Origin of the sequence: Acinetobacter sp. AG1 (assembly GCF_001005525.1) — a bacterium.
GTDB lineage: Bacteria > Pseudomonadota > Gammaproteobacteria > Pseudomonadales > Moraxellaceae > Acinetobacter > Acinetobacter modestus.
The window spans coordinates 42,404-57,005 of record NZ_LBMZ01000112.1 but is presented as its reverse complement, the minus strand read 5'-3'; the positions used below and the strand labels follow the sequence as shown (position 1 = coordinate 57,005).

The following is a 14,602-nucleotide window of genomic DNA, read 5'->3' as shown; positions in this document are numbered from 1 at the left end:
TATAAAAGTTAAACAGGGCATGGTAAGTTTTCGTCCTCCTGACCGATTTTTTTGGCGTTGATAAGCGCTTGGACTTTTTTACTTGGTAATTTTTCTTTTCCAAGTTCGTCATAGGTATTCACGATATTCGTTACTTCTAAGCTGCTGAGTTCGATTCCTTCTGCTGTTAAAAAAACGGAAATGACATGATGATCCACACCTGCTTTTGCGAGATCATGGATCGCTTTAATATTTTCTAAACGATATAAGTGTGCTTTTAATTCCATCGTCTTAACCCTCGCTTGTTTTATTGTATTACCTAGATTGGCATATAAACTTAAGCAATAACCGTGCACAAAATGTAAAGTGCATAAAAAAAATGTAATTCGAACCTTAGAATTTGGTTAATTTTGTAGCGTTTATTTAAAATTAGAAAATACTGTTGTTATTCTGTCTAAATAGAATTCCATTTTTAATCAATTAATTTGAAAATCACTGAACTAAACCCCAATAAAAATACTTGAAACTAAGATATGGGCTTAAAGACAGCTTTTGTAAGTTGGCGTATGATCGACTAATCAAGAAGTCTTGATAACAAGACCATCCGACATGATGAACGATAAGGAATACTGATGAATATTGCAGCACAGCCTCCTGTACAAGCAGATCAAACGATTTATTTAAAAGATTATCAAAAGCCATCGTTCTTGGTTGAATCAATCAATTTAAATATTCAAGTTTATGATGATCATACGATTGTTGATTCTACACTGGTGATGAAGCGTCAGACTGCAGGTGAATTAGTTCTTTTAGGTCGTGATCTTGAATTGAAATCGGTTCAATTGAATGGGCAAACCCTTAGCGCTGAACAATATCATTTGAATACTGAACAATTGGTGATCACTGATGCACCAGATCAGGTCATTTTAAAAATCCAAGTCATTATTCATCCTGAATCGAACACTCAGCTTGAAGGGTTATATAAAGCAGGTGATTTATTCGTTACCCAAAATGAACCAGAAGGTTTCCGTAAAATCACCTTCTATCCAGATCGTCCAGATGTGCTTGCTGAGTTTACGACACGGGTAGAAGCAGATAAGAAATATCCTGTATTGCTTGCAAATGGTAACTTGTTGGAAACGGGTGAAGCTGGGGAAGGTCGTCATTTTGCAATTTGGCAAGATCCAACCAAAAAGCCAAGCTATTTATTTGCCTGTGTGATTGGTGATTTGGCGGTATTGAAAGATCGTTACACCACGTCGGAAGGTCGTGATGTTGCTCTCGAAATTTATGCAATCGAGAAAGATATTCCGAAATGTCACATCGCAATGGAAGCATTAAAGCATTCGATGCGTTGGGACGAAGAACACTATGGTCGTCCTTATGATCTCGATAATTATATGATTGTCGCCGTCAGTCAGTTCAACATGGGTGCGATGGAAAATAAAGGTTTAAATATCTTTAATACGTCTTGTGTGCTTGCCGATGAAGAATACACCACTGACGCTGCGATTATGCGAGTTCAGTCAGTCATTGCACATGAATATTTCCATAACTGGACCGGCAACCGAATTACCTGTCGTGACTGGTTCCAATTGTGTTTAAAAGAAGGCTTAACGGTTTTCCGTGATCAGTCTTTCTCTGAGGATTTACAATCAGCAGCCGTACAACGAATTGATGATGTAGCAGTATTGAAATCGCATCAGTTCCCAGAAGATGCTGGCCCATTATCGCATCCGCCTCGTCCAGATCATTTTGTCGAAATCAACAACTTCTATACCGCGACAGTGTATGAGAAGGGCGCTGAAATCAACCGCATGATGGCAACGTTATTGGGTAAAGAGAAATACCGTCAAGGGACTGATGAATATTTCCTACGCCATGATGGGCAAGCGGTTACGGTTGAAGATTGGGTTGCTGCATTGAGCGCAGGTTCAGGTGTTGATCTATCTAACTTCCACACTTGGTATAACCAACCTGGTACACCAAAGTTAGAAGCTAAAGGTGAATATGATGCCGCTGCACAGACTTATCGTTTAAGCTTCAAACAAAGCTTGAAAGCACATCCAAAATATCCAAATCTCAAGGCAGTGCCAATTCCTGTGGCTCTGGCATTATTTAATGCCAATACAGGTGAGCAATATACCTTGCACAGTACTGATCTGTTTGTGAATGAGGTCAAAGATGGCGTGTATTTATTTGATCAAGATGAAGCAACAATTGAATTTACAGGTGTGACTGAACAACCTGTTGCTTCGTTATTACGTAATTTCTCTGCACCTGTCAATTTGGTGTTTGATTATTCCAATGATGACCTTGCATTTTTGATTCAACACGAAACCAATGGCTTTAATCAATGGCAAGCGACACAAACTTTATTGGAACGTATTCTTTTAGAAGATCATAAGGTGGATACCTATATTCAGGCAATTAAAAATACCTTGCCAGACTTAGTGAATAAAGATCCGTTATTGGCATCGCGTTTATTTGATATACCAAGTGAAAACTATTTAGGTAGTCGTATAGATCAAGACTATGAGCCTGAACTGATTCGTGAAAAGCGTGAAGCTGTGCTGGATCGTTTAGCACGTGATTTAGGTTCATTCTGGAAAGAGACTTATTTGGCCTTAGATCCAGACCAGCAAAAAGAGTTTTCTTTGGCGATGGGCGTACGTTCATTAAAGAATATCACTCTGAATATGTTGGCGCGACAAGGCGATGAGTCTGTATTTGATTTGGCTTATGCGCAATACCAACAAACAGGCAATATGTCTGAGCGTTTAGGCGCATTACGTGTTTTAGTCTGGAATGATGCGCCACAAGCGCAGGCTGCACTTGCAGATTTCTATAACCGTTTTAAAGATGAAGCCTTATCTTTAGATCAGTGGTTTAGCATCCAAGCTTCGAATCCATGTGCGACAGCGAAAACGATTGAATACCTCACCAAACATGCGGATTATGATTTGGGTACACCAAACCGTATCCGTGCAGTGAGTGGTGGACTTGCTGCAAATCCAGTCAATACGTGGAGCTTTGGTGTTGATCATTTCATTGAGCTTGCCGCTTATTTGGATGAGAAAAACCCAATTTTAGGTTCGAGGTTATTACAAGTGCTGTCACGTTGGTACACCTTGGCTGAACCACAACGTAGTCAGGTGCAACAGGCGCTTAAGGCGTTGCAGCCTAAAGTAAAATCGAAAAATGTAGCAGAAACATTGAACAGTTTACTCAGTATTTAATTTACAGATTAAATGAATGCAAAAAGGATGTCGTCAGACATCCTTTTTTATTTGACAATTAATATTGTCAGAAATAGTATGGAAATCATTCGAATGTAACGGATGACTGCAATGGAAATAAAAACAATCACATTACCGACACGTCAAATTGAAGTTGAAGTGTATGCACCTGCACAAAGCTCTGAAAAAATGCCTTCGATTTTATTGCTACACGAGTTATTTGGTATCCTCGATGTCTATCGAGAAGATGCCCAAGACTTGGCTGATCGGGGTTATTTGGTTTATGTGCCTAATTTATTTAGTGGTGGTGCAGTCAAATATTGTATTCGTGCAATGGTGAGTAAGGCTGGCCGTATCAATTCAGCGGACAGTGAAGTTAATCAAGAAATTCATGTATTACTCGATGCATTAAAGGCAGACCCAAGATCGAATGGTCGTTTAGGCATGTTAGGGCAGTGCTTAACAGGGGGGTATGTGATTCAGATGGCCAAGCGCGAAGATATGTTGGCACCCGTGGTTTATCATCATTCTTTGGGAATTGAAGGTGCAGGTGTACCGAAAAAAGAATCTTTAGATGAAGTGCGTATTTTACAAGGGCATTGGTCTACGGTTGATCCATTTTGTCCAGCAACTAAGCGCAATAAACTGATTCAACAATTGGGTGATCGAGTGGAAGCTTATACTTACAATATGCCACATGGTTTCCGCAGTGTTAGTCGTGGACTTCCAGAGGCTAAAGTCGTTTGGCAGCGCACGGTTGATTTTTTTGATCGAGAATTAAAACAAAATACTTGATGAGTGATATGCTGATAAATAGATAATTTATAAGTATTTATATTCTAGAGAAATAGAAGAGAGGGGAACATGTCACATAAGTACGAATATGCTGGTTTTTGGATACGTTTTGCAGCATCAATAATTGATAACATCATTATTTTTGTTGCATTGATTCCTATTGCAATGCTTTTAGGTTGGGAGTCAACCTACTCATCTGGTTTAAGTTCAGGAATTGAATGGCTCTGGCAAATTCTGTTTGCAGTATTTTTTGTATTTTGTTGGGTTAAATTTGCAGGTACGCCAGGAAAACGTTTACTACGTTTAAAAGTACTAGATGAAAGGACTGGTGAAAATATTACTGTTGGGCAAGGAATCATTCGATATATCGGTTATTTCCCAGCAATATTAGTTCTATTTATTGGTTTGATTTGGGTAGCTTTTGATTCTAAGAAACAAGGCTGGCACGACAAAATGGCAAAAACAGTAGTGGTTAGAGAACTTTAATTTAGAGCGAAATTCTCTCATGTAATGAAAAATTCATATGATAGGGCTTGTGGATCAATTCGCATGTCCTATAATGCCATGGAGTTTATTCGCGGAGATCCTAAATGGGAAGTTGTTCGAGGTTCGGGTTTAATAAAGGATTAAGCCAAAGCGAATACTGAGCAAGTGAGCTATTTAGGTCGGCTATCTTGCAATGAGATAGCTTTGTTAAAAATATTATAAACCCTTCTATAAAATTTTGCTGTACCCACAAAATTTATTGTATTGACTGCATCCTGTTTAGTTTCTCACCTAAAATGGGGAGAAGCCTATGTTTTTTCACGCTTCCATTCAATGGCTTGCTATTGTTAACGTATTTATTTTGTGTGGATTATTGCTGACTCAAAAGAGTAAGGCGGGTCCACTCATCAACACCGATGATGTTTCTATTACAGCGGCACAGCTGTGTCAGCTCGAAAGTACATATAGTTATAACAAGGATGGAACTTGGTCTTATCAAGTCGTACCTGCCTGTAACCTTAATCAAAATCTAGAAGTATCTTTGGGCTATCATTCAAGTAAAGATCAGGATCAGATTCATGGCTTTTCGGTTCAAGCGAAAAGCATTTTAAAGCCAATGGAGAATGATTGGGGTGTTGCCAGTAGTTTACAGCTATCCCGTGATGATGTTGCTCATCATGGGGATTTAAACTGGTTTTTGAATGTTCCTGTCAGTTTTCAACTTTTAGATCAACGTTTAGCATTAGATACCAATCTCGGTTATCAACAGACCGATGAGCGTCTTGTTCGTTGGGGAATTGCTTCAACCTATACAGTGACTGAGCATGTCGGTGTAATACTTGAAACATATAATCAAGATCGCCAAGCGCCATTTTTTCAGACAGCGTTGCAGTACAATTTAATTCCGAATGTTCTTACTTTAGAAGCATCCTTTGGTGATCGTTTAAGTCGTATAAAACAGCATTGGTTTGGACTGGGCTTAAGCTATACGCCATCATCATAATTATCTTAGATTCAATTTATCCATTATTAGAATCACTCATAATAAATAGGTGTTAGATGCAATTAAAATTTCTAGAAAATACAGATTTATCCAATATCGTTGATACTTTAATTAGTTTATCTGTTGCATTCATTTTAGGTGCATTGATTGGATTTGAACGTCAATATCGACAGCGTACAGCGGGACTTAGAACAAATGTTTTAGTCGCTGTGGGCGCAGCAATTTTTGTAGATATTGCAATTAATTTGACTGGAGCTGATGGAGCGGTTCGTGTGATTGCTTATGTTGTTTCAGGAATTGGTTTCTTAGGTGCAGGTGTGATTATGCGCCAAGAAGGCAACATTCATGGTTTAAATACGGCTGCGACACTATGGTGTTCTGCGGCTGTGGGTGCTTCGGCAGGCGCTGATTTGATTGTTGAAGCGATACTTGCAACTGCTTTTATTCTAGCCGCGAATACTTTGTTAAGACCTATTGTTCATGCCATAGATCGCCGCCCATTAGATGATGAGGCAGAAGTCTTACATGTCATCTATATTATTTGTGATCGTACTCAGAGTAAGGTAGTCATGGACGAGCTGAATCTAACTTTGAAACATCATAACTATCCTGCCAAAGATATTGATGTAACGCCGTTTGGTGAAAAAGAGGTTGAGATCGAGGCGACACTGATTGCGAGTTCAATTGAGGCTGAAGATGCGCTGCATATTATTAATCATCTGAACGCGATGCCACAAATTCGGCAAGCTTTCTGGGATAAAAATGCAATTAACTAAGTTATGTATATCAATATTTCAAATAGCTCTATTGGGAATAACTATCTCGTAAGTGATATATAAGTCTTTTATTGTTTCACATACAATAAAATCAGATAAATAAAAATGAGAACAGTATGAGTTCAGAAGCACACTCAATCAGTTTAATTGCCCCTGTCGTTTTATTGGCTGCGGCTGTCATAGCCGTTCCTATTTTTAAACGAATTGGCTTAGGCTCAGTTCTTGGTTATTTAATTGCTGGCTTAGTTATTGGTCCATTTGGATTTGCATTTTTTCATGATTCTGCTTCGATTCTACATATTGCAGAGCTTGGTATTGTCATGTACTTATTTGTGATTGGGCTAGAAATGCAGCCCTCACATTTATGGAGTCTAAGGCGTGAGATTTTTGGCTTAGGAACTTTGCAAATTATTGCTTGTGCTTTGGCATTAACAGGTGTTGGGCTTTTATTTGGATTTAAATGGCAAGTTGCATTTATCGGCGCTGCAGGTTTTGTACTGACGTCTACTGCAATTGTGATGCAACTCTTGGGTGATCGTGGTGATATCGCACAGCCACAAGGTCAAAAGATTGTCGCAATTTTATTATTTGAAGATTTATTGATTGTCCCATTACTGGCAATTGTTGCTTTTATGGCACCGAATCATGTGGTGGAAAGTACCTCAGCACGTTTAGAAAATATAGGTATTGGTTTAATTGCAATTGCAGGTTTAATCGCCGCAGGTTATTGGTTACTCAATCCTTTATTTAGATTACTCGCTGCCGCAAAAGCACGAGAAGTGATGACGGCTGCTGCACTTTTAGTGGTGTTGGGCGCTGCTTTACTGATGCAAGTCAGTGGCTTATCCATGGCAATGGGGGCATTTCTTGCAGGTGTGCTATTGTCAGAATCGACATTTAGACATCAGATTGAAGCTGATATTGAACCATTTCGAGGAATTTTATTAGGACTATTTTTCCTTGGTGTTGGAATGTCGTTAGATTTATCGGTCGTGAAGCAAAATTGGCAATTGATCTTGAGTGGCGTAGTTGCAATGATGCTGGCTAAATCCCTCATGATTTATATTGTTGCTCGTCTGACCAAAAGTCGGCATACGGAAGCTTTGGATCGCGCCTTATTGATGGCTCAAGGTGGTGAGTTTGCATTCGTATTATTTTCTGCTGCTGTCTCCGCTCAAGTCATTGATAATACAATTAAGTCGAATCTAACAGCAATTATTGTACTGTCTATGGTGTTAACTCCAATCTTAGGCATTCTTTTTAAACGATTTACCGAAACCAAAGATTCAGTTTCTCTTGATAATGTCGATATTGCTGAAGGTCTAAGCGGCAGTATTCTAATGATTGGGTTTGGTCGTTTTGGTCAGGTAACCAGTCAATTACTCTTGGCAAGAGGAGTGGATGTCACGATTATTGATAATGACATCGACATGATTCAAAACGCAGAAAAATTTGGTTTTAAAATTTACTATGGCGATGGCTGTCGTCTCGATATTTTGCATGCTTCAGGAGCTTCGACGGCAGAAGCAATCGTGATTTGTGTCGACAGTAAACAAACAACCAATCGAATTGTGGAATTGGTCACGCATGAATTTCCGTTAGCCAAAGTTTTGGTTCGTTCTTATGATCGGGAACATTCACTACATTTGGTCAAACAAAAAGTCGATTATATGATTCGTGAAACCTTTGAATCTGCGATAAAATTCGGTGAAGTCATTTTAGAGCAACTGGGTGTCGATGAAGATGAAGTTCGCATGATCTCAAATGAAATTCGAGAACGTGATAATGAGCGTTTTGAAACAGAAATTGCTGCGGATGATGTCTATGCAGGGGTGGGTTTACAATACTCACATTCTCATCCTCGACCTACAGCACCATTGATTCGTCCTAAACAGGCAGGACGAATTTTAAATGGTGAAGAAACTGAAAAGGATGTAGAAGATAGAAGATAGGTAAATCGACTTTGAAATAAAATGGATTTAAATAAGTCTTAGCTAGACTAAGACTTATTTTTTAATTTAAATTTGAATAAAACCAAAACAAAAATACCCAATAAAAGCCCCCAAAATGCAGAACCAATTCCGAAAAACTGAATCCCAGATGCGCTACATAAAAAGGTGAGTAATGCTGCTTCTCGTTCTTCTACGTTTGCAAAAGCCACTGCAATGTTATGGCTAATCGTGGCAAATAGGGCAATACCTGCAAGTGCAACAATAAAAATAGGCGGAAATGACATGAGCAAACTGACTAAGGTTGCAGCGAAAAGCCCCATTAAAATATAAAACAAACCACAGCTTATACCTGCAATATAGCGTTTGCTCGGATCAGGATGTACTTGATCATCTAAGCTGACCGCTGCACTAATCGCGGCTAAATTTATCGAGAAGCAACCAAAAGGGGCGAAAATCGTATGTGCAATACCTGTCCAGCCTACTAGTTGATTGACGTGTGGGTGATAACCATAGCTTTTAATCATGGCAATACCGGGCAAATTTTGCGAAGTCATATTGATGACAAACAACGGTAAGGCTAGACCCAGTAATGCAGACCATGAAAATGAGGGTTGCATCCATACAGGTTGAGTAAAAGACCAAGTGATTGAATGTAATTGAAAATCAATAAATAGAGGGCAAATCATAGCACCTAAAATCACTGTCAGCACAATGCTATAACGAGGCAATAAGCGTTTTGAAACAAGATAAATTGCTAACATGCTTAAGATAAAACCGAGCTGACTTTCTAAGCTGCTAAAAATCTGAATTCCAAATTTTAATAAAATCCCTGCAAGCATGGCACATGTGAGGCTTTGAGGAATATGAGCTAGTAACTTTTGGAAAATGCCTGAAAATCCAACGATTGCGATTGCGACGCCACAAATTAAGAAAGCACCAATCGCTTCATACAAATCATAATGGCCAGTCGATGCAATGATCAGTGCAATCCCCGGAGTCGACCATGCAGTAGCAACTGGATATTTATATTTCCAAGATAAGATGAGTCCTGATAATCCAATCGCCAAACCTAATGCCCAAAACCAAGAGCTGATTTGTGCTGTATTTGCACCTAAAGATTGTGCGCCTTGAATGACTAGTACAGCAGAAACGCTAATCCCAATCAGAAAGGTAATAAAGCCAGCAAAAACGGCAGGAATCGAAAAATCTTGAATTATACGTTGCATCAATGCATCTATACTTGATTAAAATTTGTTGAAAAGTATATCGTTAATTCAGCGGAAATCGTAGTTTTAAAATGATTGAATTAATTGATCATATGATCAAAACAGGATTATGTGAGGGTAGACGTTGCTAGTCGTAATCCAAACATAAAGAATAAAATCCCCACGCTGCAAACACCTCCAGCGGCAAGTTTGTAATTATGTTTGAAAAAGTTTGCTAATTTAACACCTGAAAAAATCAGAGCAGTCAGATAGGTAAAACTGACCAGTTGCACAATAATGGCTAAGACCAGAAAGCTGAGTGCTGGATAAGCATAATTGGGTTGTACAAATTGCACGAAAAAAGACAGGAAAAACAGAATCGCTTTAGGATTGAGTAAACTGATACTGAGTGCGGTACGATAGGGATGAATTTGATCTAAACGAGGTAGATCAGCCATTTCAGTAGAGTGTGGTGGTTTATTCCATGTCTGATAGGCACTTTGTAATAGTTTGAAGCCTAGATAGGCGAGATAACAAGCACCTGTTAACTTGAGAACGATAAATAAAATCGGAAAGGCTTTTAATAATGACGCTGCACCTAATACCGTACACAGGATTAAAATCGAATCACCTGTAAATACACCACATGCTGCTGCATAGCCCGTGCGAATGCCATAACGTGAAGCGACCGACATGACATATAAAGAGTTTGGGCCAGGCAATAACACAATTAAGATTGTACCAATAATAAATGTAGTTAAATCCGTTACGCCGAACACAACCTACTCATTAAAAAACCGATTTTCATTAATATAACAAAAATCGGTTTTTATAGGTGAAAAATAAACTAATTAAGGTCGAATCTCTGCATCAATACCGAAAGATTGACGCAGTAATAAACTCAAATGATCACGTGCTTTGATAAAGCCATCAATACCACCTTGTAGTAATTGGAAAGCCATTAAATCTTGCTCAAGTTCAGCTTTAAAACTTTCTTTGGTTTGAGCTGTACGTTCAATTTTCTCAGCTTGTTGCGCCGAAGTTGAGCTGAGTTGAGCTTCAACAACCTGTTGATCTTGTTCAAGTTGAGCCAATAGATTTGGTGCAATTGTGAGTAAGTCACAACCTGCTAAACCAAGGACTTGTGCTGTGCTACGGAAACTTGCTCCCATGACCTGTGTCGCAATGCCATGTTGTTTGTAATAGTTATAAATTTTCTTGACTGAAAGAACACCTGGATCGTTTTCGATTGGGTATTGCTCGATGCCTTCCGCTTTTTTATACCAGTCTAAAATTCGACCGACAAAAGGAGAAATAAGGGTTACTTTTGCATCTGCGCAAGCTTGGGCCTGATGCAAACCAAACAATAATGTTAAGTTACACGGAATTCCTTCAGCCTCTAAAACTTTAGCTGCTTGAATGCCTTCCCATGTTGATGCGATCTTGATTAAGATACGAGATTGCTCAATACCATAACCTTGGTAAAGTTTAGAAAGTTCACGCGCTTTGGCAATCGTCGCATCAGTATCATAAGAAAGAGAAGCATCGACTTCAGTTGAAACACGTCCATCGATCAATTTTAAAATTTCAACGCCAAACTTCACCGTCAAAATATCAATGGCGCGTTCAATCAGTTCATCACTTTGATAGCCTTCTTGTTTTGCTTGTGTATAAGCATCTTCAATCAGTTGCTTACTTTCAGGTTGTTCAGCCGCTGCTGTAATAAGTGATGGATTGGTTGTTGCATCTAAGGGACGAAATTTTTCAATCGCTTCTAGATCACTACTATCGGCAACAACGGTTGTTAAATTTTTTAATTGGTGTAATGCAGTCTGAGTCATTGATATAGCGTTCTTACTTAAACAAAATTATGGATAACTTCTTTATAGCACAATCTACAGGAAAGCAAAGCATCGCATTCAATACATTTAAACCTGAGTGATTTACTCTATTTTCTAGGTTGCTGACGTAGTAGTCGAATGTGTTCAATCAAAAATCTAGCAGCAACACCTAACTCGCTTTCACGACTCCAAACTAGATCGACATAGTATTCAAACTTAGGTGTGAAATCATAAAGTTGCAAAACTTTTAGCTTTTTCTTTAATTCAGGGTTTTCATTAAACATTTCTAGGGGCAAAACTCCCCAACCTAAATTCCGAAGAATCATCATACAAGCAGAATGATGATTATCTGTGCGCCAATAATCTTTAGAAAATAGTAGTTCTGGCTTGATGCTATGGTCACGGCTAGCGACCACGATTTGGCGTGTCTGCACCATTTGCTCAAATGAAATTTGCTCAAATTGGGCTAAAGCATGACCTTGAGCAATCACTGGAACAAGAGCTTCTCTTTTTAATTCAACAAATTGTTCACGACTATCTAACTGTTCTCGTTCAAACATGAGTGCAAGTTGTGCAGACTGATCGAGTAACATCTGTAAAGCATCTTCTTGAGGAGCAGAAAAAATATTAATGGTCAGATTTGGAAAATGTTGTTCAAGTAACGTAATGTAATCGGTCCAATTGGTATGCAGCAATTCAGAAACCACGACAATGTTCAAAGTTGACTCTAGTCCAGTGCTGAGCGCATGAGCATGTTGTTTCCATTGATTTATCTCAATCAAAAGTTGTTGAGTTTTTTCATATAAAACCATTGCCGCAGGTGTTGGTGTAGGTTCGCGTCCAATTCGCTCGAATAAATTGAGATTGAGATCAATTTCTAAATTGGCAATTGACATACTCACTGCCGAAGGAACTTTACCGAGTTTCCGCGCAGCAGCCGAAAATGAACCTGTTTCGATTACGGTCTGGAACATTAGAAGTTGTTCTTGATTAATATTCATCTGTCAAAAAAACTGAAAGAACCTGATTAGATTAATCAAAATTATAAAAATAAAATGACAAGTATCCAAACAAAAGAGTGTTATAAAATGTTGATTTCCAGAAGAAGACTCATTCATGCAATTAGCTATGAAGTGATCTTATTGGTCATCATCGCAATTGCGTTAAGTTTTATTTTTAGTATGCCTTTAGAGGTGACTGGTATTCTAGGTGTAATCATGGCCGTGATTTCAGTGATTTGGAACATGATTTTTAACCATTATTTTGAGAAAGTTGAACATAAATATCAGTGGAAACGAACTATCCCTGTGCGTATCTTGCATGCGATTGGTTTTGAGGGTGGTTTGATGCTTGCGACCATTCCAATTATTGCTTATATGATGAAGATGAGCTTTATTGATGCATTAATTTTAGATTTTGGTCTAACGATGTGTATTTTGGTTTATACCTTTATTTTCCAATGGTGTTATGACATGGTAGAAGAGCGTTTCTTTCCTGATGTGAAGTTGGCTTCTGTCAATTAATAAATATAGATAAAGGCTGAGAAATCAGCCTTTATTGTTTTACGATTTGATGCTGAAAAAAGTTTAGAAAATCCTATTTTTTCAATAAAAAGTAATTCAATCAGAGTGAATCTCTTTTTATTGAAGGAATATATACCATTTCTTTTGGTAATAGTAATTGAGCTTCTTCCATTTTATTCTTTTGTACTAAAGCATAAATCTGATGTGCAAGTGGTGTGACCTCTGTAATCGAAACAATCCATTGATTTACATAATGTTGGACTGCTTCTTTACTCAGTCCAATTTGTATCGCTCTATGTTCAAGTGGTCGTAATAATAGATCGCGTTCAGGATCCCATTGAATTCGTACAGGTGAATTTTCTTTCAGTTGTTGCCATGCTTGCTCACTTGTGGTCGGATCACGGTGACTAAGACAACTATGTGCTAAAGCCCATTCAAAACCTTCTCGGCGAATATCAATGGCTAAGATACGGTTTTGCCCATCATCTTTAAATCCCCAACCAGCACGATACATCATCCAAAGAAATGAGGGTTTAATCCATGTCATTCTATCCATCTTAAATGGTGGTGAGACAAAAGTTTGATGTTTGATAGCCGCATTGGCTATGGAATGAGAATAAGCTTGATAGACACGGATGGTTTTATCGTTATATGCAGCTCGAATTTGTTGAGTGGGAATGATTATTGACATAGATTTAGATTAAATTTCTCTCTTTTTATTAAAAAATAATATAACTATTTGATTTTTTAAATGATCGTAAGTTTCATTTTTATCGCATATAAACGATTTGAATAGGATAGCGAGTTAAATAGCCTAAGTAAATCAAAATTATTGGTGAGCTTAATCATAAATTGAGAAAGACTTTCTTTGAGTTTTTCCGAAGAAGACTTTTCTCCTAGAAGCTAAATGAATAAGATCAAAATGGATAATTATAGATTGTATAAAAAATAGGAAAACGTATGACAAATCTACAAGGAAAAACCATTATATTGACAGGTGCATCAGGTGGAATTGGTGAACAAGCTGCGATTCAGCTAGCTGAATTGGGTGCGAAAATTTGTCTAATTGCTCGTCGTAAAGATGAATTGGAACGAGTACAGCAGGTCATTCAACAGCAAGGCGGTCAAGTATGGATTTATCCTGTAGATATTACTCAGGAAGATCATGCTAAAAACTGTATTGAACAAATACTTAGTGAACATGCAAAAGTTGATGTCCTGATTAATAATGCTGCTCGCTCAATACGTCGTCCAATTATTCAGGCATTAGATCGGCTGCACGATTTTGAGCGTACCATGCAAATCAATTATTTTGCAGCAGTGCGTTTGACATTAGCCTTGTTGCCACATTTTCTGGAAAAAGGTGAGGGACATGTTGTCAATATTTCTACTATGTCAACTCAAGTTCCAATTCCATTATTTTCAGCATATTTAGCCAGTAAATCGGCTTTAGAATCCTTTTCACGTTCGCTCAGAATGGAGCTAGGTGATCAAGGAATTGATGTGAGTATTGTTTATTTTCCAATGGTCAGAACACCCATGTCATCTAAAACAACGATTTATAAACATATGCGGATGCTAGATACGTCCACCGCCGCAGGCTGGATTGTCAAAGCTGTACAGCAAAAATCTTATCGTATTACCAGTACCAGTGGTGCAATTGCCAATGCTTTACTAAATACAGCACCAACAACAGTGATGAATTTAACTCGACCATTATTTCGTTTGATGGATCGTCGATTAGAGAAAAAATTAAAGGATAAATCCAGTTAGTCTTCTTTCTGGATTCATATCCACATAAAA

14 protein-coding genes are annotated in these 14,602 nt (G+C 38.2%); 8 read left to right on the top strand and 6 right to left on the bottom strand.

The window, feature by feature from the left end; genetic code table 11:
* Window positions 1–8: 8 nt before the first annotated feature.
* On the bottom strand, window positions 9–266 hold the full coding sequence (locus AAV96_RS10065; RefSeq protein WP_004661424.1) for a hypothetical protein: 258 nt from the start codon (window positions 264–266) through the stop codon (window positions 9–11).
* Between the two features lie 345 nt (window positions 267–611).
* Here AAV96_RS10065 and pepN point away from each other — a divergent pair, with 345 nt between their 5' ends.
* The 6 genes from pepN to AAV96_RS10035 all read left to right on the top strand — a co-directional run bounded on the left by pepN (window position 612) and on the right by AAV96_RS10035 (window position 8,230).
* Window positions 612–3,218: an aminopeptidase N gene (gene pepN, locus AAV96_RS10060; RefSeq protein ID WP_046739214.1), complete on the top strand. Its 2,607-nt coding sequence runs from the start codon at window positions 612–614 to the stop codon at window positions 3,216–3,218.
* A 111-nt stretch (window positions 3,219–3,329) separates the two neighbouring features.
* A complete protein-coding gene (locus AAV96_RS10055; RefSeq protein ID WP_046739244.1) occupies window positions 3,330–4,013 on the top strand; it encodes a dienelactone hydrolase family protein in 684 nt (227 codons plus the stop codon).
* Window positions 4,014–4,082: 69 nt separating this feature from the next.
* Window positions 4,083–4,499 carry an RDD family protein gene (locus AAV96_RS10050; RefSeq protein WP_046739213.1) on the top strand — a complete coding sequence of 139 codons (417 nt, stop codon included), beginning with the start codon at window positions 4,083–4,085 and terminating at the stop codon, window positions 4,497–4,499.
* 310 nt (window positions 4,500–4,809) lie between these two features.
* Window positions 4,810–5,502 (top strand): hypothetical protein, encoded by a 693-nt coding sequence (locus tag AAV96_RS10045; protein WP_046739212.1) that lies wholly within the window; start codon window positions 4,810–4,812, stop codon window positions 5,500–5,502.
* A gap of 56 nt (window positions 5,503–5,558) precedes the next feature.
* The gene (locus tag AAV96_RS10040) at window positions 5,559–6,278 is read left to right on the top strand and encodes an MgtC/SapB family protein (protein WP_046739211.1); all 720 of its coding nucleotides are present in this window, start codon (window positions 5,559–5,561) and stop codon (window positions 6,276–6,278) included.
* Between the two features lie 116 nt (window positions 6,279–6,394).
* Entirely contained in the window at window positions 6,395–8,230 is a 1,836-nt protein-coding gene (locus tag AAV96_RS10035) for a monovalent cation:proton antiporter-2 (CPA2) family protein (RefSeq protein ID WP_046739210.1), read from the top strand.
* Window positions 8,231–8,277: 47 nt separating this feature from the next.
* On the opposite strand, the gene AAV96_RS10030 is transcribed toward AAV96_RS10035, so the two are convergent.
* The 4 genes from AAV96_RS10030 to AAV96_RS10015 form a co-directional block, all read right to left on the bottom strand.
* The gene (locus AAV96_RS10030; RefSeq protein WP_046739209.1) at window positions 8,278–9,456 is read right to left on the bottom strand and encodes a benzoate/H(+) symporter BenE family transporter; all 1,179 of its coding nucleotides are present in this window, start codon (window positions 9,454–9,456) and stop codon (window positions 8,278–8,280) included.
* A 107-nt stretch (window positions 9,457–9,563) separates the two neighbouring features.
* Window positions 9,564–10,214 (bottom strand): leucine efflux protein LeuE, encoded by a 651-nt coding sequence (leuE, locus tag AAV96_RS10025; protein ID WP_046739208.1) that lies wholly within the window; start codon window positions 10,212–10,214, stop codon window positions 9,564–9,566.
* A gap of 72 nt (window positions 10,215–10,286) precedes the next feature.
* Entirely contained in the window at window positions 10,287–11,276 is a 990-nt protein-coding gene (gene tal / locus AAV96_RS10020) for a transaldolase (protein ID WP_046739207.1), read from the bottom strand.
* Window positions 11,277–11,383: 107 nt separating this feature from the next.
* Window positions 11,384–12,277, bottom strand: a complete 894-nt coding sequence (locus AAV96_RS10015) for a LysR family transcriptional regulator (protein WP_046739206.1) — start codon at window positions 12,275–12,277, stop codon at window positions 11,384–11,386.
* An 87-nt stretch (window positions 12,278–12,364) separates the two neighbouring features.
* Here AAV96_RS10015 and aceI point away from each other — a divergent pair, with 87 nt between their 5' ends.
* On the top strand, window positions 12,365–12,799 hold the full coding sequence (gene aceI / locus AAV96_RS10010; RefSeq protein ID WP_004661441.1) for a chlorhexidine efflux PACE transporter AceI: 435 nt from the start codon (window positions 12,365–12,367) through the stop codon (window positions 12,797–12,799).
* Window positions 12,800–12,899: 100 nt separating this feature from the next.
* Here aceI and AAV96_RS10005 read toward each other — a convergent pair whose 3' ends face one another.
* Window positions 12,900–13,490, bottom strand: a complete 591-nt coding sequence (locus AAV96_RS10005) for a DUF4291 domain-containing protein (RefSeq protein ID WP_046739205.1) — start codon at window positions 13,488–13,490, stop codon at window positions 12,900–12,902.
* 269 nt (window positions 13,491–13,759) lie between these two features.
* Here AAV96_RS10005 and AAV96_RS10000 point away from each other — a divergent pair, with 269 nt between their 5' ends.
* Window positions 13,760–14,572, top strand: a complete 813-nt coding sequence (locus AAV96_RS10000; RefSeq protein ID WP_046739204.1) for an SDR family NAD(P)-dependent oxidoreductase — start codon at window positions 13,760–13,762, stop codon at window positions 14,570–14,572.
* The last annotated feature ends 30 nt before the right edge of the window (window positions 14,573–14,602 follow it).

Excerpts from the sequence above, each read along its gene's own strand:
- AAV96_RS10065 (WP_004661424.1), bottom strand. The coding sequence starts at position 266 with ATGGAATTAAAAGCACACTTATATCGTTTAGAAAATATTAAAGCGATC.
- pepN (WP_046739214.1), top strand. The coding sequence starts at position 612 with ATGAATATTGCAGCACAGCCTCCTGTACAAGCAGATCAAACGATTTAT.
- AAV96_RS10055 (WP_046739244.1), top strand. The coding sequence starts at position 3,330 with ATGGAAATAAAAACAATCACATTACCGACACGTCAAATTGAAGTTGAA.
- AAV96_RS10050 (WP_046739213.1), top strand. The coding sequence starts at position 4,083 with ATGTCACATAAGTACGAATATGCTGGTTTTTGGATACGTTTTGCAGCA.
- AAV96_RS10045 (WP_046739212.1), top strand. The coding sequence starts at position 4,810 with ATGTTTTTTCACGCTTCCATTCAATGGCTTGCTATTGTTAACGTATTT.
- AAV96_RS10040 (WP_046739211.1), top strand. The coding sequence starts at position 5,559 with ATGCAATTAAAATTTCTAGAAAATACAGATTTATCCAATATCGTTGAT.
- AAV96_RS10035 (WP_046739210.1), top strand. The coding sequence starts at position 6,395 with ATGAGTTCAGAAGCACACTCAATCAGTTTAATTGCCCCTGTCGTTTTA.
- AAV96_RS10030 (WP_046739209.1), bottom strand. The coding sequence starts at position 9,456 with ATGCAACGTATAATTCAAGATTTTTCGATTCCTGCCGTTTTTGCTGGC.
- tal (WP_046739207.1), bottom strand. The coding sequence starts at position 11,276 with ATGACTCAGACTGCATTACACCAATTAAAAAATTTAACAACCGTTGTT.
- AAV96_RS10015 (WP_046739206.1), bottom strand. The coding sequence starts at position 12,277 with ATGAATATTAATCAAGAACAACTTCTAATGTTCCAGACCGTAATCGAA.
- aceI (WP_004661441.1), top strand. The coding sequence starts at position 12,365 with ATGTTGATTTCCAGAAGAAGACTCATTCATGCAATTAGCTATGAAGTG.
- AAV96_RS10005 (WP_046739205.1), bottom strand. The coding sequence starts at position 13,490 with ATGTCAATAATCATTCCCACTCAACAAATTCGAGCTGCATATAACGAT.
- AAV96_RS10000 (WP_046739204.1), top strand. The coding sequence starts at position 13,760 with ATGACAAATCTACAAGGAAAAACCATTATATTGACAGGTGCATCAGGT.